Origin of the sequence: Ureibacillus chungkukjangi (genome assembly GCF_044795995.1) — a bacterium.
GTDB classification, from domain to species: Bacteria; Bacillota; Bacilli; order Bacillales_A; family Planococcaceae; genus Ureibacillus; species Ureibacillus chungkukjangi.
Window position 1 is genome coordinate 275,506 of record NZ_CP085010.1, and the last position, 19,776, is coordinate 295,281.

28 protein-coding genes are annotated in these 19,776 nt (G+C 33.5%); 5 read left to right on the plus strand and 23 right to left on the minus strand.

Annotated features, from left to right (window positions below):
- Window positions 1-24 precede the first annotated feature (24 nt).
- Window positions 25-279, minus strand: a complete 255-nt coding sequence (locus tag LG296_RS20900; protein ID WP_107936532.1) for a hypothetical protein — start codon at window positions 277-279, stop codon at window positions 25-27.
- A 73-nt stretch (window positions 280-352) separates the two neighbouring features.
- Entirely contained in the window at window positions 353-565 is a 213-nt protein-coding gene (locus tag LG296_RS20905) for a hypothetical protein (protein WP_107936535.1), read from the minus strand.
- A gap of 324 nt (window positions 566-889) precedes the next feature.
- Here LG296_RS20905 and LG296_RS20910 point away from each other — a divergent pair, with 324 nt between their 5' ends.
- A complete protein-coding gene (locus LG296_RS20910) occupies window positions 890-1,195 on the plus strand; it encodes a hypothetical protein (protein WP_107936537.1) in 306 nt (101 codons plus the stop codon).
- Between the two features lie 66 nt (window positions 1,196-1,261).
- Here LG296_RS20910 and LG296_RS20915 read toward each other — a convergent pair whose 3' ends face one another.
- Both LG296_RS20915 and LG296_RS20920 read right to left on the minus strand, forming a co-directional pair.
- Window positions 1,262-1,675 carry a hypothetical protein gene (locus LG296_RS20915; RefSeq protein ID WP_107936539.1) on the minus strand — a complete coding sequence of 138 codons (414 nt, stop codon included), beginning with the start codon at window positions 1,673-1,675 and terminating at the stop codon, window positions 1,262-1,264.
- 262 nt (window positions 1,676-1,937) lie between these two features.
- Window positions 1,938-2,783 carry a hypothetical protein gene (locus tag LG296_RS20920; RefSeq protein WP_107936541.1) on the minus strand — a complete coding sequence of 282 codons (846 nt, stop codon included), beginning with the start codon at window positions 2,781-2,783 and terminating at the stop codon, window positions 1,938-1,940.
- Between the two features lie 198 nt (window positions 2,784-2,981).
- Between LG296_RS20920 and LG296_RS20925 the strand changes: the two genes are divergently transcribed.
- Window positions 2,982-4,076 carry a hypothetical protein gene (locus LG296_RS20925; protein WP_107936543.1) on the plus strand — a complete coding sequence of 365 codons (1,095 nt, stop codon included), beginning with the start codon at window positions 2,982-2,984 and terminating at the stop codon, window positions 4,074-4,076.
- Between the two features lie 43 nt (window positions 4,077-4,119).
- Here LG296_RS20925 and LG296_RS20930 read toward each other — a convergent pair whose 3' ends face one another.
- From LG296_RS20930 to LG296_RS20995, 14 genes are all read right to left on the minus strand, one after another.
- Window positions 4,120-4,713 carry a hypothetical protein gene (locus LG296_RS20930; RefSeq protein WP_107936545.1) on the minus strand — a complete coding sequence of 198 codons (594 nt, stop codon included), beginning with the start codon at window positions 4,711-4,713 and terminating at the stop codon, window positions 4,120-4,122.
- A 103-nt stretch (window positions 4,714-4,816) separates the two neighbouring features.
- Entirely contained in the window at window positions 4,817-5,875 is a 1,059-nt protein-coding gene (locus LG296_RS20935; RefSeq protein WP_251401889.1) for a DUF6094 domain-containing protein, read from the minus strand.
- 1 nt (window position 5,876) lies between these two features.
- Window positions 5,877-6,311, minus strand: coding sequence for a hypothetical protein (locus LG296_RS20940; RefSeq protein ID WP_107937309.1), 435 nt, complete (start codon window positions 6,309-6,311; stop codon window positions 5,877-5,879).
- Between the two features lie 92 nt (window positions 6,312-6,403).
- On the minus strand, window positions 6,404-7,015 hold the full coding sequence (locus tag LG296_RS20945) for a single-stranded DNA-binding protein (protein WP_107937307.1): 612 nt from the start codon (window positions 7,013-7,015) through the stop codon (window positions 6,404-6,406).
- A 73-nt stretch (window positions 7,016-7,088) separates the two neighbouring features.
- Window positions 7,089-7,574 carry a hypothetical protein gene (locus LG296_RS20950; RefSeq protein WP_153062717.1) on the minus strand — a complete coding sequence of 162 codons (486 nt, stop codon included), beginning with the start codon at window positions 7,572-7,574 and terminating at the stop codon, window positions 7,089-7,091.
- 316 nt (window positions 7,575-7,890) lie between these two features.
- The gene (locus LG296_RS20955) at window positions 7,891-8,025 is read right to left on the minus strand and encodes a hypothetical protein (RefSeq protein ID WP_282433291.1); all 135 of its coding nucleotides are present in this window, start codon (window positions 8,023-8,025) and stop codon (window positions 7,891-7,893) included.
- 166 nt (window positions 8,026-8,191) lie between these two features.
- A complete protein-coding gene (locus tag LG296_RS20960) occupies window positions 8,192-8,350 on the minus strand; it encodes a hypothetical protein (RefSeq protein ID WP_193768080.1) in 159 nt (52 codons plus the stop codon).
- Window positions 8,351-8,369: 19 nt separating this feature from the next.
- A complete protein-coding gene (locus LG296_RS20965; RefSeq protein ID WP_107937303.1) occupies window positions 8,370-9,380 on the minus strand; it encodes a DNA cytosine methyltransferase in 1,011 nt (336 codons plus the stop codon).
- 86 nt (window positions 9,381-9,466) lie between these two features.
- Window positions 9,467-9,748, minus strand: coding sequence for a hypothetical protein (locus LG296_RS20970; protein ID WP_107937301.1), 282 nt, complete (start codon window positions 9,746-9,748; stop codon window positions 9,467-9,469).
- Between the two features lie 2 nt (window positions 9,749-9,750).
- Complete coding sequence (locus LG296_RS20975; RefSeq protein ID WP_107937299.1) at window positions 9,751-10,167, minus strand: hypothetical protein; 417 nt, start codon at window positions 10,165-10,167, stop codon at window positions 9,751-9,753.
- A 1-nt stretch (window position 10,168) separates the two neighbouring features.
- Window positions 10,169-10,939: a hypothetical protein gene (locus LG296_RS20980; protein WP_107937297.1), complete on the minus strand. Its 771-nt coding sequence runs from the start codon at window positions 10,937-10,939 to the stop codon at window positions 10,169-10,171.
- Between the two features lie 109 nt (window positions 10,940-11,048).
- Window positions 11,049-11,255 carry a hypothetical protein gene (locus LG296_RS20985; protein ID WP_107937295.1) on the minus strand — a complete coding sequence of 69 codons (207 nt, stop codon included), beginning with the start codon at window positions 11,253-11,255 and terminating at the stop codon, window positions 11,049-11,051.
- A 166-nt stretch (window positions 11,256-11,421) separates the two neighbouring features.
- On the minus strand, window positions 11,422-11,841 hold the full coding sequence (locus LG296_RS20990; protein WP_107937293.1) for a hypothetical protein: 420 nt from the start codon (window positions 11,839-11,841) through the stop codon (window positions 11,422-11,424).
- 502 nt (window positions 11,842-12,343) lie between these two features.
- Entirely contained in the window at window positions 12,344-12,577 is a 234-nt protein-coding gene (locus LG296_RS20995; protein ID WP_107937291.1) for a hypothetical protein, read from the minus strand.
- Between the two features lie 300 nt (window positions 12,578-12,877).
- Between LG296_RS20995 and LG296_RS21000 the strand changes: the two genes are divergently transcribed.
- Window positions 12,878-13,387: a hypothetical protein gene (locus LG296_RS21000; protein ID WP_251401892.1), complete on the plus strand. Its 510-nt coding sequence runs from the start codon at window positions 12,878-12,880 to the stop codon at window positions 13,385-13,387.
- 291 nt (window positions 13,388-13,678) lie between these two features.
- On the opposite strand, the gene LG296_RS21005 is transcribed toward LG296_RS21000, so the two are convergent.
- The 4 genes from LG296_RS21005 to LG296_RS21020 all read right to left on the minus strand — a co-directional run bounded on the left by LG296_RS21005 (window position 13,679) and on the right by LG296_RS21020 (window position 16,029).
- Window positions 13,679-13,924, minus strand: a complete 246-nt coding sequence (locus tag LG296_RS21005; RefSeq protein ID WP_107937896.1) for a hypothetical protein — start codon at window positions 13,922-13,924, stop codon at window positions 13,679-13,681.
- Window positions 13,925-14,046: 122 nt separating this feature from the next.
- A complete protein-coding gene (locus tag LG296_RS21010; protein ID WP_107937897.1) occupies window positions 14,047-14,328 on the minus strand; it encodes an IS3 family transposase in 282 nt (93 codons plus the stop codon).
- A gap of 17 nt (window positions 14,329-14,345) precedes the next feature.
- Window positions 14,346-14,906: a helix-turn-helix domain-containing protein gene (locus LG296_RS21015; protein WP_107937898.1), complete on the minus strand. Its 561-nt coding sequence runs from the start codon at window positions 14,904-14,906 to the stop codon at window positions 14,346-14,348.
- A 232-nt stretch (window positions 14,907-15,138) separates the two neighbouring features.
- Window positions 15,139-16,029, minus strand: coding sequence for an FxLYD domain-containing protein (locus LG296_RS21020; protein ID WP_107937899.1), 891 nt, complete (start codon window positions 16,027-16,029; stop codon window positions 15,139-15,141).
- An 855-nt stretch (window positions 16,030-16,884) separates the two neighbouring features.
- On the opposite strand from LG296_RS21020, the gene LG296_RS21025 reads away from it, so the two are divergent.
- Together LG296_RS21025 and LG296_RS21030 are read left to right on the plus strand one after the other, a co-directional pair.
- The gene (locus LG296_RS21025; RefSeq protein ID WP_036180360.1) at window positions 16,885-18,306 is read left to right on the plus strand and encodes an IS110 family transposase; all 1,422 of its coding nucleotides are present in this window, start codon (window positions 16,885-16,887) and stop codon (window positions 18,304-18,306) included.
- 49 nt (window positions 18,307-18,355) lie between these two features.
- Window positions 18,356-18,841, plus strand: coding sequence for a hypothetical protein (locus LG296_RS21030; protein ID WP_084078063.1), 486 nt, complete (start codon window positions 18,356-18,358; stop codon window positions 18,839-18,841).
- A 160-nt stretch (window positions 18,842-19,001) separates the two neighbouring features.
- Here LG296_RS21030 and LG296_RS21035 read toward each other — a convergent pair whose 3' ends face one another.
- Window positions 19,002-19,508, minus strand: a complete 507-nt coding sequence (locus LG296_RS21035; protein ID WP_248283796.1) for a hypothetical protein — start codon at window positions 19,506-19,508, stop codon at window positions 19,002-19,004.
- Window positions 19,509-19,776: the final 268 nt, after the last annotated feature.

Sequence of the window (19,776 nt, forward strand, 5' to 3'; positions counted from 1 at the left end):
TAGTTCCTCTCCTATGTGTTGTGGTTAAGCAATTCTATGGATGCAGTCCAATGATGTCTTTAAACGTAGAATTGCGTGAAGTAAATCCTCTATATTATTGAAATGCTGTTCTCCTAAACTATTTTTGATAGCTGTCGGAGTTAAGCGGTAATTATTCAACAAGTCTTGTTCAACTTGAAAAACAATCTCAAGTTTCTCTTGGTCGTAAAATGAAAAATTCCGTTTTCCAAACCAAAATAAAAATGTTAGTTTCAATAAATCGTCGTGTGTTAATGGCATAATACGGGCCTCCAAAAAAGAAAAACCGCTTCAGGCAAAATTGCCGAAACGGTTCTAGTGATAAGTTCTACTCTTATTTTTGTTCTTGAAAATTATGAACTAAAATACGTCCACTTTTTAGAGATAGGCGTATTTTCGTAAGACAACCAAAGATAGGTCCTACTAGGTCATAGATATAACCTTTCTCTTCACAATATTCAATGTAACTTCCCTCAGTTTTTAAAAGCTTCATAAACTCTTCTTTTTTGTTATTAAAGCGTCCTTCTAGCATTTCTTTTCTTACCATGTGTTATCATCCTTTTCTCATTGCATCTTTTTGTGTAATTACTTTTAAACGCAAAAAAGACCTCGCGAGAAGATTAGTGTTAAGAATAGTTCAGACAGAAAAAGTTCTGTTCTATTCAAAAAAGTAATCAACCCGAGAGGTCGTATGTAGTGTTAATTGCGGCGCACAACTTAATCAAAAAGTAAGTCTGCAAAAAAAGTAAAATAAATTGTTACACTCTCATTATACTATCTAAATCATTCTTTTTTCAATATAGGAACCCGTTGGTTTACACCATTAGTTGTCACATGCTAAGATGATACCAATTAGTAACGAGGTGGATACATGACAGAAAAGATATTAGATTTAAAGCTCGTAACTTCTCTACCCACTCTTAAATTAAGTGAGCTAGGGATCTCAGAACAGCTCTACGATATATTGCATAGGTCCAGTGCATTGGAGTATCTCTATTATAATGAGAATGATTGGGCATTCCCATTCGTTTACTTTAACTCCAACATTCAATTTGAATTTAGGTTTACCCAATTTCAAAATGATTGGTCAGATCGTAGTCAGCTTACCCGTTTTGTCATAGAAAAACGGGATTTTGAAATAGCAAATGGTGGGAATGTTGCTGCTGTTAGCAACTAACATATAAAAATAAACGTATGAGACGGCTCTTATTTTTGAAGAGTCTTCACAATAGTTTATTAGAAATTATCTTGCTTCAGAGTTTTCTTTCATTGCTTTCTTTATATTCTCTAGAAAAAAAAGGGGCGCTTTAGCATCAGGATACGGACAAATAATTTCCCATTTCCCTTCCGAATTCACTCTAAAATTTGCTGTAATAGATTGTTTACCAGAAGCAGACTTAAAGGTAAATGCACATGTGTCGCCAAAAATTTCTGCACAAATACCTCTTGCGGTATTTAATGCGATCTCCTCTAACTGACTTAGCGGGAGTCCAGCAAAAGTTTTTTCTTCTTTAATTGTAGCTGTAGCTTCAGAAACAGCTTGGACTATGCCAGAAGATGATTTCATAGGATTTCTCCCTTTTCTTGCAGCATATGTTAGACCAATAATACCTGCCGCCGCCGGGACTATTGTCTTAAACACTTTTGACATTTTCATATCGACATTCCCCCTATTCTAATTTAATTAAATTTTTGTGTTAGCAAATCCCTCAACGTTCTATACGGATTCAAAGCTTCCATTAATATACCGACAATTATACCAAAATTCTAAATTCTTTGTTTCTTTTCATGGGAAATTATGGGAATTTCTCTACAGTAGCAACTGACATATCAAATAATCAAAGGGACGAATTCTACTTTTATTCAATAGTCATCTTTTTTTCTTTATGAATAAAGATAACAACTCTGTTTAGCTCTTCTTATTTTTTTTTCTTATATTCTTTATTTAAAGCTTTCTTTATAGCTTTAGTTTTCTTGATTTTAGTTTCTTCACCTTTATATGGTTCCTTATATTCATAAAGACTACGTATATTCATGAGTAGAAGTAACAAGTCATATTCAACTAAATATCTAGCCAAATCATCTTCTCCATGTAATAGCTCATTTCTAATTAAGCGATAGGCATGTAATTCTTTAGGAAGTAACTGTTCAATTGAATTTGTATAGGTAGCATAAATTTCATTAAGTTTTGATTCTTCTCCTAAATCTGTTACTTCCCTTAACATGCTCTCAAAAGATATGAACATATTTATAAAGGAACCTGTCACATCTCCAGCCTTATATAACATGTAACTTTGGTATAAAATTTTCCTCCAAAAATTTAAATCCTTAAAGCATCCATACACTTCTAATTCTAGATATAGCAAATGATTAATTGATGCTTGATAAATCTCATCTGCATTGTTATTAAGACAATATTCTAGGTTTACTCGATTAGAAAATGGTTGTACAGATAAGTTAGTGACTTTAAAATCTCCCTCATACCCTGTCCATAACTTGCCAAATTTTATAAATTGATCTGGTGATACTTCATCTTTGGATTCAATAAATCCATAACTAGAAGCGGAAATCTTATCAATGAATATAAAATTACTTAATTCTTCAATTTCTGTCATATCATTTAGAATATAGTTTTCTTCATATTTCCCATATGTAGTACCGTAAATTCCACATGTCATACAATGTGACAGGTTTGCTTTCTTTATTACTTTTAATTTAGTTAGATAGTGATAAAATATTTCCTCAATACTATTTTCTTCCCACATATTCATTCTCCCTATTAACATGGCTTGGCTTCTATATATCTAAAATTCTAGCATAAAAACTTAGTTCTATTTACAAATAGTATTCACAGTAAATGATCAACATTTTTTTCTCTGCACATATGTCTTACTTCACTGTCTTTAAGTACGTGTATCCAATATGCTACTATAAAAGAAATGGCAATGATAAGGAGACATAAAATGTACGACATTCTTTCGCAAGAGGAACGGGAGATAATACTCTCTCAAGTAACAGCGCAACAAAGAGAGTTTTTACTGAACGAAGTAAAACGTGGTCGCAAAACTATATTTGGCAACTTTATGGTGAAAGAAAAAGTAAGTGCAATTCGTTCAATAGATATTTCTTTATCTGACACTGAAAGAGATGTTGAAGATTGGGATATCGTTGAATATATAGATTTTGGTAAAGGGAACCGCTTAGGGAAATGTGCTTGTAATATTCCTCTCCGCTTTATGTTTACTGTAAAACATAAAATAACTCAAAAAACCATTAACTACGGGAAAAACCATTTGGCTGATTTTTTAAATATTGATGTAAGGGAAATCGGCAACATGTTGAACAACTTACAAACCATTGACTATGAGTTAGACGAATTATTAGTGAAAATTCAAGAAGATGAGTTTGGATATGAGGTATATCATACATTGATAGAGAATGAAGTAAAAATACCGAAAGATATCCAAAGTCATGTTGATGCTAATGTACCTTTGTTAGATCGACAGCAAAACAGACTTTATAAAATGGTATCTGAGCTGCCTCCTAAAACAACTCCAATCAAGGAATCAGATACCCATGCTCCATTAGAATCTATGGAAACACCAATAGTCAATAAAAGTAGTGGCTCGACTTATGAAAATCTCTATAAGTCACTTCTTGATAAGCACCAGAAGAGAATCGAGAGACGAAAAGAAAAAATTGATAATGATCTAATCCAAATAGTTGAAGCAACGAAGGAACAGCTTCACCGTTCTTCTTCTTTCGAAGAAATCATAATCGCCCTGGTGAGTAACGGAGTTAATAGCGCGGTGAAAATCAGTTGGATAATGGTGGAGTACTTCGGCATTTCTAACAAAATGAATATTGGTTCTATGAAACGGCCATACATTTATTTCGATGTACTTAAAGTATTATTCAATGCAAAAGACACTGGCCGTCTCCTTTTAGATGAAGCATCAGATGTAAACGATTGTTTTTTCTTCGTGAATCCGAATCCTGTTGAGGAACTAACAATCAATAATACTCCAGATGGTCAACAAAATTTAATACTATTTTAAAAAGTAAAAAGCTATTGAGTAACTAAGTCTCAATAGCTTTTATTTATCGACGAAACTGTTGTCTGCGAATCTCTCTTAATTTATTCTCAAGCAACTGTTGATTTCGTTCTTTATCGTGAATTTCTATAGTTTCTTTCGATTTTCTCACTAACGCATTTTCTGTATTAGTACTTTCAAATAAGTCAGCAAAGCCAAATAGAAGTGAGGTAATAAATACTCCTAATAGATAACAGTATTCTTTAAGTTCGGTTTTATCAGGAACTACAGGTCCTATATCCCCTCTTATCAACGCTCCTAAAAGATATAGACTTATAATAACTAATATTGACGGTACAAACGTTTTAATTAGTCTGCCAATATGAAGCCAAAATGCTTTTGTGACAAAATCTTTAATTCCCTTAATATGCCACTTTTTCACATTCCTTAGCCAAAAACTTGATGCGTACACTAAAAATGCAGGGAATGAGAAGATAATAAAATCCGCTACAATGTTAAGTAGTATCCATAAACTATTGGCTTTAGCAGGGCTCCTCCATTCCTCTATTGCTGGTATTATAGCCATGCTTATCGCAAAAAGAATACCCATCCAAAAATGCTTAGTTAAATCGAAAAGAATTCGTATATTTTCTTTAATCATTGTATTTTTCCTCCTAATCTCGTATTTAAAATTCCTTCTTAAATAGAAAACAAGGCAAATCAAAGTTATACCTTATTTTCTATTTTTTATGTGCTACAAACACCTACATTAATTTCTTCACTACACCTTCAGGAGTTATGATCTTCACCGAAATATCACGTTTGGTGCGGATTTTAGTTGTTATCGAATCTTCTGTTTCTTCAGTCGTAACGACCTTCGAAACAACTTCCATTCCTTGTACAACATGAACACCTTCCGGGTTATCGGGAGAAGCAATTAATCCATTAATAGCCCCACTCGCAAGTAGCAGAGCAATTTGCCCTTGTGCAAGTGGCATAAGTGGTTGTTTTGTCAGTTCTAATGTTTTCGGTTTAGTTCGTTCAATAAAGGCATTAAATCCCTTACTTTCACGAATAGAGTCGATAAACACCTCTTTGTTTTCTAACCGAGTATAGAAAGTAGGGATTTCCGTTCTTCCATTCGGAATGGTCCAACGTTTCCCTTTTTCCACAAGTTGAGCTAGATTCGGTAGGATATTTAAGACTTTTTCTTCGTTCTCTAAACTTTTAAAGGCAGCATACAATTTTTCATTAAACTCTTTGAATGTACCTCGTTTTTTTCTTCCGATAAACACACACTGCTTGTACTCTCCAAAGTTTTCGTCTGTGAATCGAGCAATAGAAATTTCAGAGAAATGTGTCGCTAAGAATCTCGCTATCTTTTTATCGGCAAAACGATAGTGTGGTATAACATACATCATCAATCCACCGGGCATAAGGTAGCGATAAGCTCTCTCTAACTCTAAAAACTCCTTTCGGTCCGTTTCATCATCCTCATTACGCATCGTGTGATCATATGGAGGATTTAAAAAACAGAATCCGAACGCATCATTACTAATAACCATGGATTCGATTGGAGCTTGAACTACATAGTCTAAAGTAGTTTCTGCAAGAGCTGCACGCCCTTTGTCTAACTCAACTCCATACGTAGCTACATGAAACTCAGGGTGTTCTGCCAATTGGCGAAGAATTAACCCCTCACCACAACAGCTATCAATAATTGATACATCCCCTGTGTATTCGATTAATTGTTTCATATAATTGCCTTGTATAGTTTGTGTCGCCACATATCCTGCCTTGAGCTTGTTTCCGATTCTTGACATATTAAATTACCTCCTGTAAGTTGTGTTGTTCTGATTCTATTAAAATTGCTGACTTCCCATTTGCATGGCCTAAACTCAGGCAATTGTATAAGTAATCTCTCTGTTCATCTCGTAAATTTTCTATATCTCCATCCGCATTTACACTAGTGATTACAAAATCACCATAAAACTTGTTGAATTTGCCATCATTTCTCCCAATCATGAAATCAGGTGTGGCATTACTAACAATGTCTCTGCTGTGCCAAAAATAGATGTCTTTATCGAAATGATAAGAAATAAATCCTGAATCCTCTAAAAAGTCTTTAATAAACGCTTTGGGATATGGACTTAAATAGTCTTGTTCCGCTTCACGACATAAAAAATCGGGCTTATCTGAAGATAAGATTTTTTGTTGTTCAGAAGTTCTCAAAGCATAGAAATATATATCTGTTATCACTTAATGAATCCTCCTAAATAAAAAAAGAGCATTTAACGATTGCTCGTAAATGCTCTCTTCAAACTACTTGAAATCTTAGATGCCCTTACCCTTTAAAAAGGAAGATCATCTTGTGGATTCATACCGTAGTTTTGATTGTTGTTATTCCCTTGTGAGTATTGTTGTTGATTACCCCCAAAGTTTTGTTGTCCTCCGAAACTATTGTTACCGTTGTACTGTGGTTGTTGATTTGATTGCATTTGGTAATCTGGTTGTTGATTACCACCATATTGTTGTCCTGCATTCATATCTTGACCACCGTAATTTTGATTACCATAGTTAGATTGAGATTGAGATTGTGATTGTTGGTTTTGATTAGATGGTTGTTGAGTTCCTGAACCTGCAGGTTGAGCAAGAATTTTCACATCATCAACAACATACGTATCACGATAAATCGTCTTACCGTCTTTTTCGTAGTTGTCATTTCTAATGTGACCTTCAATAGCAAGTAATGTCCCTTTTGAAGTATAGTTTGCTAAAAACTCAGCGGTTTTACGGAACGCTTTAAGTTGGAAGAAATCAGTAATCTTATTACCGTTACTATCTTTATAGTTACGATCCACCGCAAGATTAATAGTTGCAACTGGTGTACCGTTGTTTCCCCCTACTTTAAAGTCAACCTCTTTCGTTAATCTACCAATATATATTAATTTGTTCGCAATCATAAAATAAATCCTCCTAATGTGGGTTTTGTTAGTTTTCCAATTTGTTTTTTGGTTATATTCCGAGCATTTTAAATTAATCTAAATCGTTAACGAAGAAAAACTCTTCCAATGCTTGATTAACTTTTTCCTTCCATTGACGCAGCTTGCTTTTATTAGGCATGGCTAACTTAACCTTTGCAGATGCAATATGATAAGTACCTCCCTCAATATGCCAAACTACGCGACTTAAATTAAGACTATCTACAAGATCTTGAACAGCTATTGGCGCATTGGCGATAGCAGTCTCACGATTCTCCGAAAAAATACTGAAATGTTTTTCAGAGTGGTCTTCAAAAGTCATTGTTAAACGGAAGCAATGTCTTGGAGTATACTTAAAAATTCTATCCTCTCGCCAGATACGTTCGCTGCCAGTTTCTTCTCTTAAGTATGCTTTTCGCGTACCAAAAGTTAGACCGGACAGACTACAATCTGATATGAATTTTGATCGATTTACCTCTTGAAAAGTCGTAGTGTTTACCAAATTAATCATCCTCACATTTTTTATTAAATCTTTTTGCATTATTTTATTGAACGCAAAAAAACCTCTGAGGAAGAATTGTAATGAGAAAAGGATGAAAAAACATACATATCCTTATTCAAATCAATTCAACCACAGAGGTTGTATAGTCATAAAAGCGTCGCAAAACCAATAAGTTGGTCTGCCAATAAATAAAATAAAAAGATTACTCTATAAGTATATCATAGGTACTATATTAGTAAAAAGAGTTTTGTTGAATTAATAACAAATTATATAATATAAAATTAAACCGTTCATTGCATGGAATGATAAATAAAACCCCTTTTTACCATTTGGCTCAAAGGGATCTTAAATGAAATTATACTCTCTTAATTTGTAATACCACTAAGCTATTAATAGCCGCCCACATCACACATTCCTCTTCAGTATCTAATATCATATTATATGTATTACCTAAGTGGTCCTGTGCTTGTATCTCATATTGTGTATTCATAATTTCCCTCCAACAATTCTTGTATTTTTTCAATCATCATTACGTACAAAAGATTGAGAAAAGTAATGAGTAGAAACAATATATTTATCCTCTAATAGTGAGTCACGTAATTTCACGATACAGTCTCTTTCTCCAACAGATAGTAGAATATAATGTTTGTAGAACTCTAGATACGGGAAGTTTTTACGATCTTCTCCAGCATATAAAAATGATTCTCTACTTGTTTAGTTAAGATGTCATAATTTATAATGACTACTTTATTTCTTGTTGGATTATCTGTAACAAGAGCCTTTCCATTTCTCACTTTAATTGTAATAGTTGCCATTGAACCTAGTCCTCCTTAATTAACAAATTAGCTGTAATTGACCTGTATTTTTGAAAACTGTATTCTCGGGACGTTCTAAGAACTCTGCCTTTTGAAGTGCCTTAAAAATGGCTTCCAGAACATCTACTACAATGCTGTTTCCGGCCAAACGATAAAGCGTAGCATTTCGTTTCCCCTCTTTTGTCGGAAATTCCTTTAGAGCAGCATTGAAATCTTCATCACTGAATCCCATTAAGCGCCAGCATTCACGCTCAGTTAAGTACCGATACAACGGCTTATCTTCATGGCGAATGATACCAGCATTCGGACACCGATCTTGTCTTTCTGTTATCGTCCAACAACAACTTTCAATTACATCTAATTGTCTTTTATAAGTACCTGTAGGTTGCGGATTAAACTCTTTAATTCTGTTTAACATAGATGGTACCGTAATCATGTATTTTGGATCAGTTACATTTGGCTCCATAAACTCGCGGATATGACGCATTGGTTTCCGCTCTAGTTTGGAAAAATCAAAAGCTCTATCCCCTAAAATACTAATTGTAAAAACTCTCTCTCTTTTTTGGGGTATTCCAAAGTCAATAGCGGACAATACATCAAACGAGTTCGTATAACCTAGTTCAGTCATTCTCGTTAGATACTTATTGAAACTATGAATCATATCTTTATCAAGAACACCCGTTACATTTTCCCAAATTACATAAGTTGGTTTCCAGTTTCCCATGTTTTCAATGATAGAGAGCGTCTCCCACATGAGTGAAGAACGTGTTTTGTCTTCATCATTTCCACCCAAGCGCTTACCAGCTCTGCTATAATCCTGACAAGGTGATCCATGAACGAGGATATCTGGCTTTAGATTATACCCCACAACAGTTTGTGGTTTGTAGCGATTATCATAAAGCGCATTATAAGCTCGTACTGCTTGTTCATTGATTTCTACATAGTCAATTGCCTTGTGATTTATATTGCAGTTGATTAAAGCTTTTCTTGGGGCTCCAATTCCTCCAAAAAGTTCTAGTATCTGTACCATTTCTTTTTCCTCCAATTTGTGTTCAAAAAATACAAAGAGCTTATCGCTAAAAGGTTAATTAAAACCGATAGTGATAAGCTCTTTTATTAAAACAATGTTAATTGTTCGGGTTGCAGCGAGATTGGTTGTATAACCTTTATCTCTACCGAACATGTTACTCCTATTTTTCGTATTGCGTCATATTCACTAGGCTTCAACAAGATGCTGCAAATACTCTTACTTAGTTGTATTTCAACCATATCTAAGAATTTATCAACAACATAAGCTGTTTTGCCCGTTTGATAGTGCTTCATCAATCGATGTCTGCTCTTATCAAGCGCAAGTAATTCGCTATCAATAATCTCTACAGTGTCATTTTTCTCAAACACGATTAACTCACCTTCTTAACATCAAAAAATATTGGTTCACCGCACATTTCAACTGTTTTCGAAATAATTTGCCCTTGTTGATAAAGGGAAAATGCATCTTTTGCAGATAAAAACGAGTTGTTTGTCTTTGGACCAATTGTGAATGTCTCGTAATCAACCGTCACAACTACGTCGAGTAGTTGAAAATCTGATTCCGTAAGGTTTGTGAGTTCAGCGATTTCGGTGTTAAGCAAATGCTCTTGTGTCAGCCATTTAATACAATCTTGTTCAGACTTAAACTCTTCCGTCCATGCTTTACCATCTGAATTGTCTACGGCCACATATAAATTTTGCGACTCTTGATAATAAAACAATCCTAACGGTTGGTAAGTCTCGATTATAGAGTATATTTGCTCTGCCGATACTTTTTTTGTTTTCATATTAATTTCCTCCTGTTTCCGAGAAGTGATTGCCCAGTTCATCAAGTACTTTAACCATTTTTATAAACGAGTTCTTCATAGCTCCTTTTGAGCTAAAAACCTTAGAAAAACGGTAGTAAAAGTTTAACGTTACGTAATCTCTTCCACGCTCACTATTCTTTAAGAGCTTATGAAACATAAAAGTCATATGTGGCTCACAAATAGTTAAGCGCTCGTTTAAATTCACCATACTTTGAAGTGTCTGCTGAATCATTTCATCATTAGTATCTTCACATGGGAAAGTCACACCTAATTTTAATGCTTTACTATTGCTGCCATCTTCTCTTAGTTCTCCGACTAGTAAATTTATATGATAATCCTCTGGTTGTTCGTCATCACCTAGACAATCAGAGAGCGATGCTTCGTTCACTATATCCATAACATCCATCACGATTTTTTCGTAACTAATATAGTCACCTTGTCTTGGAGATTTTAGATAAATATTAGAGAAATGCTTCATCACTGTATATTCTTTAATTTCTCGCCAATCATTATCAATTTGATAGGAAAGGATTTCATCCAATCTGTAACGGATAACGCGACCTAACTCAAAGTTAAAAAGTACTACGTGTGTTTCTGTGACTTCAATCGTATATACACGATGTTCCGTAGATTCACGTATGTATTGGTCATATTGAAGATATGGACTTTGTTTAACCTGAGTGATTCCGAAATTATTGACTGAAAGTGCTAATAATTTATCTAAATTGTCTTGAGAGAATGTTGTTGTCATAATAAATTCCTCCAAATAAAAAAGGACTTATCCTAGAACATGTTTTAAACATGTACGTGATAAGTCCATTCTTCTTAGTATTATATTTCTTCTAAAACTCTTATTAGTATTAATTACGTGATGTATATTTTGCATTTAAGTACTCATCTTTAAAATATAAACGGTTTTGAATGCTGATCCAAATAATCCTTAACATATCGTATAGAAATAGTGGATTTTTTGATTCGATGTGTTTATAAAACCGATCTGAATAATACTTGTTTTGCTTCCCTAGTAATTCCGCTTTTTTGTATAAAGCTTCCGTATACTTTGGCACATCATAAACCCCCCTCACAAGTATTTTATTAAGACCATTTTAACATAATGAAGGCTCATTTCGCTTCATTATCATTATAACCTGAAAAATGGAATTAAATAATTTACTTTGTTATAATAGGTTACAACCGAATTGATTGAGTGGTAGTCAATCAACCGGTGTAACACTATTTACTTTTTACTCCTGTACCTCTTGAGGATTCATTTGTTGATGATTCTTCGAGAGTATTTTTTACCTCTTCTTGGGTTTTGCTATTGCGGTTAACTAAATTCCCTACAACACCAAGTAAACCGACCATATCTTTTGTTGCATATAAGTAGCAACTCAACCAAATAACAAGGTATGAACCATTGTTTACCCACATTTTTTCGATACCATGTTCGAAATATGCAGTAACAGATAATCCAGAACTGATTAAAAGTGTTATTAGAAGAACAGTTCCTAAAAGGAATGGTTTCCAATCAGTATGGTCATAAGCATCTCGTAATTTATTTTTGGTTCGAACTTTTTCACGTGTCACAAGTAAAACTGTGAAGAAAGTGAAAAGTTCATCCCAAAAACAATAAAATAACTCCGTTAAACTCATAATATAAGTACCTCCAATCTGTATTAAAAAATTTACTTCTCTATTTTTGGACACAAAAAAAACCTTCCGAGAAGAATCGTGTTAAAAGGACATAAGGATGCCTTTATAATAAAAACGATTCAACCCGAAAGGTTGTATAAGTCATAACTGCGTCGCATAACTCAAGGTGAGTCTGCCAATAAAATAGAAAAAGTATAATACTCTTCTATTTTAAAGAAAAAATACCAATTCTTCAATAAGAAATATAGGTTAGATGCTTAGACGATATATCTTAAATAAAAGAAATTCGAATTTGTTGTTAAAAACGGATAAAATTATGTGTAATATTTGAATTTAAAGTCTGATTATGATAAATTTTAAGTAATAAAAAAGCCTTAAATGTGCGTCAACACATTTAAGACCGGGTAATCTGTTAGCATTACATTAAAGTTTTGGCGAACTTTAAATAGGTTATCCCTTCAAAATAATAGGTGAAAGAGAACCCTTTTAAAGCTGCTAAACCCTAATTTTCAGTGGTGTCTTCGGGTTCTTTTTTCTTGCCTTCATTTCGATTATCTATCCACATTTCCCATTTAATACCATTAGTATCGCTAACATAGCGAAAACCAATTCCTCTAAATATTCTATATAGACCATAAAAGATAATCAAAATCAGCAAGGAGACCGCTAGTCCAATTGGGTTTTGCGTAATCATTAGAATGATTAGTAGGAAAAAATCAGTTATAGCTACCCACATTGAACATTCCCCCTTCTGTTAAGAATAAGGGAATCACCTGCCAACATTACCTTAATTATATACCATTTTCTACATTATTTGCTACCTTTAGACATAGTTTTATAGGTATTGAATTATACTAGAAAACCCCGATACTTCTAACTCTAAATAATAAATTTCGGTGAATATCAATGATCTTTCCATACTCCAATTAATAACACAAAATTGTCTAGGAATAGTATAATTTTCTAGTAGCTTATGAATTCCTTACTATTGGAACCAAGAGACACTCCCGTAAAAATGAAAAGAGGAGAACTTTACATGCAAGAAAGAATGTCGAGATTAATTCAAATTGATTGGGAAGGCCCTTATTCATTAGAGACTCTAACAGATTTACAAGATATATTCCAAGATTACGGAATCTATCAAGTCTATGGAAAACACCCAGTCTATGGAAAGGATGTTTTACTCTACATCGGAAAAGCAGACAAACAAACTTTAGGGAAACGAGTATTACAAGAAAATTGGTGGGATACAAATGATTCTAAGCATTTAAAGATTTATGCTGGTCGTCTAGCTGGTGAACAAACACCCGCGGATGAAATTTGGTCAAAGGAAATTGATTTGGTCGAAAGGTTTTTAATCAGTGTACACAAACCAGCTTATAACTCAAAAAGTTTATGGCTTATTCGAGATGTAGAATTCCAGGATCTTCACATTTTGAATTGGGGAGATTATAGAGATCTACTTCCTGAAATTTCGGGATTGCGATGGACAAGCAGATTAGACACATCGGAATACAATATCTATAGTTATGCCACTAACAAATAATACTCTTACATTGGGTACCGTTTATTCCCCTCGCACCCTAAATACCATCAAGTGTAGCTTTGAAATAAAGTTTAAGCAAACACATCGTAATACTTATTTTACGATAAATAAGAAGAATGCATTTTGAAAAAAAGATTGATCAAAATGGATTCTTCTTTAGCAGTTTTTAAGTTTGTTTTGTTTGTTCATTTTCTTCCTGTGTTACTCCACAATCGCGCCTGATGTTGTTGAATAACTATCAGTATCTATTAGGTGTTTAATTGCAGATGCTTGAACCATATCTTTCAATTATCATATCTTTGACAACGTTATGCTAAAGTCTGTGTTACCACTTGACCAATTTAATAATTGTAAAACTTCACCTTCTTTAACGGTAAGGGTATACTCTTTTGAACTTTTTATATCCAAACTGTTTCTAACTTGAGATAGATTACTATTACTGACACTAGCGAACACATAAAAATCAACATCATTATTGCTTATAACCTTAATTTTATAGGTTCCTGGTTGAATTTCATCCCCAACTTTATATACCACTGACTTATTGCTAATCGTATATACTCCATTTTCTAATGTTTCTGTCTTAAACTTTGCTGGCGTAAGCTTTGCTATGCCGCTTCCCTCAACAGAAATTAGATTGTTGTTATAAAATTGTGCTCCTAAATATTGGCGACTTTCCCAACTGTTCCTTTGTAGGATTTATAGCGTGATTTACGTACGAATTTTACACATTTCAACCCTAGGTTTTTCATAATTCGTTGTACCTTTTTATGATTAATTGTGTGTCCTTGCACTTTTAATTCCGCATGAATTCGGCGGTAGCCATATCGACCTTCATGTTTTTCGAAAGTCTCTAAAATCAAGGCTTTATACTTTTCATCAGGATCTTTTTGCCCCATCAGTTTGATATGATAATGATACGTTGCTTCTGGAATATCCACTTGTTTTAAAATATCTTTTAATCTAAATCCCTCTTGTTTAAGTTCGAAGGCGATGGCTGCTTGTACTTTTCGAGGAAGGCATCTGGATTCTCTCGAAAAGCCTTCAACTTTTTTAAATAAGCTACCTCTAAACGAAGCAGTTCATTTTCGCGTTCTAGCTGCTCCTCACGTGACATTGTTTTTTCTTGGTTATTCACTGTTAATTTTTGTTTCTTAGACATGGATGGGCGCCCCTTTGGTTTTCTTTGCAGGCCCTTTATCCCTTCTTTTAAAAACCGATGATACCAACTAGCAACTAAAGTTGGATCATTCAAGTTAAAGTGAATCGCAGTATCTTGATGGGAAGCACCTGTTCGTTTCATATAGCTTAATACATCTAATTTAAATTGAACAGAATAAAACTGCTTCGTTTTCTTAACGGATAGGCCATTACATCCAAACTCTTTATAAGCACGTACCCATTTTCTTAACGGTGTAGCACCGATACCATATTTTTTCGCTATCGCTCTATATCCAAGTGAGCCACTTAAATATTCTTGTACCAACATCAATTTAAATTCTTCATTATATTTAGTCATAAAAAATCACCCCAAAAGTTAGTTTTTTTACTCTAACTTTTGGGGTGCAGTACCGAATCGCGCCCGATTGTTGAATAACAATCAACTTCTCTAAGTACGGTTAAGTTGCATGCTAGGGACAAACACTATATTTTGATTTTGTTTCCATTCTTTTTATTTAACTTATGTAAAATGAACTTGGATACATTGTGATGATTACCCAATTATACTTTTGGTAAGGATAAAGCCTGGACTATATAGAGGTATAATCGCTAACTGTCCATCTAACTTCATCAAAATCAACATCAGTATAAATCGGTAATTTGAAGCGTTTGCGTTCCTCAGGCAGTAAGGTATCCGAACTATTTACATATTGCGTATCAGTGTCAATGATATTTCCTTCGTAGTCTAATAAACTAATTTTAATTTCAATAAATTCATACCCTTTATCACCTCTATTATAAACAGTACCAGTTAATTCGTATCTTTCTAAGATATTATCATATGAAACTGAAACATCTTCTGTAGTAAGTGGGTTATTTTTAATAGTTTCTTCTTTTTCTAGTTTTGCCCAATTACTATTTTCTGGGTATGAGTATTTATTTAATTCCGCTATTGTAATAGCCTCTTCAAGTTTCTTTTGATATTCTTCTTCATCATCGAATTGAATGTCACTTATTTCAAGGGCTTCTTCTGGTGATATCTCAAAGTAGTGAGCAAGCAATGTCTCAAATTTAATTTTATTCTTCTCAATAGCAGCAAGAGTTGGATAATCTTTATCCTCTGCAATTTTTATGTATCTAACAATGTCTGAATATCCACTTAAAAGTTCTTTAATTGAATCTTCAATTTCATAAAGTGTAAGGGAGTCTGGACCAAATACATTCTCGGTCCTATGCAAGTTTGATGAAAAAACTAACATTTGAGTCATTTCTTTCAATGCTTCATCTTTCTTATTACGTGGTTCAATATCAGTTACAATCTCATAAATTGCTTCATAATTTCCTTCTTTTTGTAATTGATATGCCTCTCTCCAGCTTTCCTCTGTTTTTTTCTTTTCAGTAAAATGTAACAGAAGTGGAATTATCGCTAGTATAAGTACTACACTTAGTATAATAAAAAATCTTTTTAATTTTCCCTTCAAATTATCCCAACCATTTCTTTTAATTCTATTATTTACTAAATTACTATATAAATATACTACCTTATAATTAATAAAAGTAAATAGTTAACAGTAATAGAATATTAGCTACAATCCGTTTCCTGTAGCTTTGAAATAAGTTTGAGCAAACACCTCGTATATTTTATGATAAATAAGAAGTCATTAAGTTTGTTTTTTATAAAAAAGTTTGATCAATTTCTTCCTGAGTTACTCCACAATCGCGCCCGATTGTTTCTGTAATGCTTTAACATTTATAACGGTAATTTTAATAGACTACATGCTAGTAGGTAGCTTTTTTAATTAGGTTAATTAAGATATAATTTAATCATCAATGTACCCTTGTGTTCAACGTGAGATCTCTTTAAGAGAAACTCTGCCGATTGTTTGGGGACATTGTTTTTTTATTCAAAAAAATCATGTAAAATATAGGTGTGCAGTGACCTTTATGGTGATTCCGACCTTTACTGGATTGGGGCTAGTTTCCTAGACCTCTAATATTGACGTGAGGCACTCCATGTTATTTACGGCACTGCACATACTAATTATATATAGCTGCTTAAATCCTGTTAATTTCGACAGGATTTTTTATTTTTTAGGAGGGAAATTAAAATACATGTCGTATTTTTTAATAGACTATATAGAAATCAAAATAAATCTAATATTATTTTAACAGTTGAAACTCTACCGTTGTTTGGAGCTTTGAATAAAGACTCTTTAGTTCAATATGAGATTTAATATCTGGCGAAATAATCCTGACATGCTACATTGGGCTTAAAGCTCTAACAGAAACTTGGATAGTCAGATATGTCATACTGTTAGTTTATTGGAGGGAAATTAATGAAAAGCACCAGTAGTCCATTTAGCTATGGAAATGAAACTGAAGTTAATAATGAACAAGAATCACGGAAGTTTTACCAGTTCTATGTTGGAATTGATATAGGAGCGAGTTTCCATGTTGCTTCTTGTATAAGATATGAAGCTTTTTTAGACCCTAAAGGAGTAGCTTGGAAGCGCACTAAGACACTGAAGTTCAACTCTGATAGTGTGGGAATCGCAGAATTTTTAAGCGCCCTTAAACAAATAGAGGAACAGTTCAATTTAAATAAAGACGACTTCTTAATCCTCTTAGAACCAACGGGTGGACATTATTCTTATTTAGCCCAACAAGTGTTACTAATTGAAGGTTATGATTTGTTTCAAATAGAAAATAAAGCAGTTGGGGAATTCCGTAAAAGTTTAGGAATAAGCGAGAAATCAGATTCAATGGATGCAAAGGTAATGTCATATATGGGATGGCATAAGCAACTTCACCCCAATATGCAAGGTGTAACTTTTATACGACCACAAACAGTACTACAATCCTTATTTAGAACAGTTATGAGAGATCGTTGGTATCTCAATGTTCAACTTACTCGCAGAAAAAATCAAGTACAACAATTACTAAAAGTCACACACCCTGATTTAAACAAAGCTTTTAAAAAATTAAGTTCAATCTCAGTAATGAAATTGGTTCTACAATACCCTACCGGACTACATATGAAAGAAACTAGCGAAGATGAATTATACAATGCTATTTCAAAAGCTGGTGCTAAAAATGTTGCCAAAAAGGCTGCTAAAATTTTAGCGGAAGTGATGCCTAATACTGTCGCTGTGCCTGTTGAGCATCTTGTAGGACGCCAAAAGTGGGTTATTGAAGAAGCCTTACGGCTTGAAGAAAGTTTAAAACTGATAGATCAGGAAATTCATGATCTTCTATGGGGAGTACCCGATAAAGGAATTCAACCCCACCCATATACTGAAATTCTACTATCCCTCCCCTTCGTTAGTGAAAATATAGCTTGTACATTAATAGGCGTTATTGGTGATATTGAAAGATTCAATACATATAAAGAATTTAAGAAATACTTAGGGGTTTCGGCTGAAAATACACAATCTGGTACATCAGTAAAAGGGACTAAACAAACCAACAGCGGGGTTCGGGATGCTCGTCGAGTACTTTATCAGATTGCCTTAATAATATTGGCTAATGGTAAACCTCATCCTACCGTGTTTAAAGCCTATTATGACCGTAAGGTTGAAGAAGGAATGAGTAAGAAAAAAGCAATTGGTCATTTGTGTGGTAAATTGGCTAATTTAATTTATTCGCTTCTGAAAAATAACGGTAAATACGATCCAGTTGTCCATGCAGCTGCTTGCGGCATTAACTTGGCTGACTTAACTAAATCTAAAGAAGAAAAAGAACCTTTATTATTAAGCTAACGAAGCGGATTTGTTTAATAAAAAATTCAAAATGAGGATGGAATACTAAATGAAGAAACTTTGGATATCATTTTTAGTATTAGCAATAACCATCGGTGGTGTTTATTTCTTTATAAAATTTAATCCACCATTGGAAATTGGTACACTTGCATCAAGTGAAGATGATAAATTAGTTATTGTTAGTGTTGGTAATAAAGGCTTTAGTGAAATAAATATATTAGATATATCTGTGAATAACAGTGAAAAGCCTATGGAAACAAAGATACAAGTGAGTAATGCGTTGCAAGGTTTTACCTTAACGAATGATGATACCAGTGTGGAAGCGAAAAAATATGGTTTTACAGATATAGATAAGGTAGCCTTGAAAACAGGAACTTCACCATCTTCTAACTTTGAAAAATTAGATAATGGAGCTGCAACAAAAAATGATGAAATCTATGGAATTAGTGTAATTCACAACGAGGAAGTAAATAAGGTTCATATAAAATATAAATATCTTGGAATTCCATTTAATGATACTGTGATATTTAACTAACGAAGGTTTTCACATATCCTAAGTCTATTAAAACGCCAAAAATCCCTACTTTTATATTGAAAGCAGGGATTTTACTCTGTATCCAATTAAAAATTTTTAAATTAAAGCACTACACTACATTGAATAACCTTTAATTAGTAATCTATGATTAGACACTACTTTACTTTTCTAATACTGTCTCTGCTGGGGTAAATGCTTCCCATTGATTATATTTCGTAGTGATTGATGAAATAAACCAATATTCTCTAAATGGTTCTAGATTCTTTTCCACGATTATAACCTTCTGCCAGCTACCAAAATGTGCATATGATGTCTCTAAATCGTATTTAACGGTATACTTCATTTTGGATTCGCTAAGCTTTTCTACTTTTGTAATACGTAAGTTGCTAACCCAAGGACTTGATTGACCAGTTACCCAATGAGTTTGCTCAAATTTATCCCTTGATTGTTTTTGGAGCGAAGGAGACAACATCGCATATTGAACAGAACCACTTCGATTATTTACCCCTAATATCCACAATTCAACGGCTTGTCTCGGTTCCACTACATGTAAACCATTCAAAAAAGACATTAACTGACTTTCTATAGGAGTGAGTTGTTTCGGTGCTGCTATTACAGGATCGTTATAAAGCAGCATTAGTGAAAATAATAGTATTATTAATCGCAATCAATTCACCTCAAAAATTTAACTTCTTAGAGGTATTATTCTACTGATATTAATATTAATTCCTTACCAACCGATTTAGCATTGAAAAAATACCATAACTCTAAAAATTACTGCTCCAGTCCTTTCTTTTTCATAAAGAAAGACGCGTTCTTATTAAAGAAACGCGCCCGATTGTGGAATAACAATTACTTTCTAATTAGCTGGTTTATTGAAAAGACACTTTTCTTATTGAAGTAGAGATTAGTTAATTAACTTACCTTATTCGTAC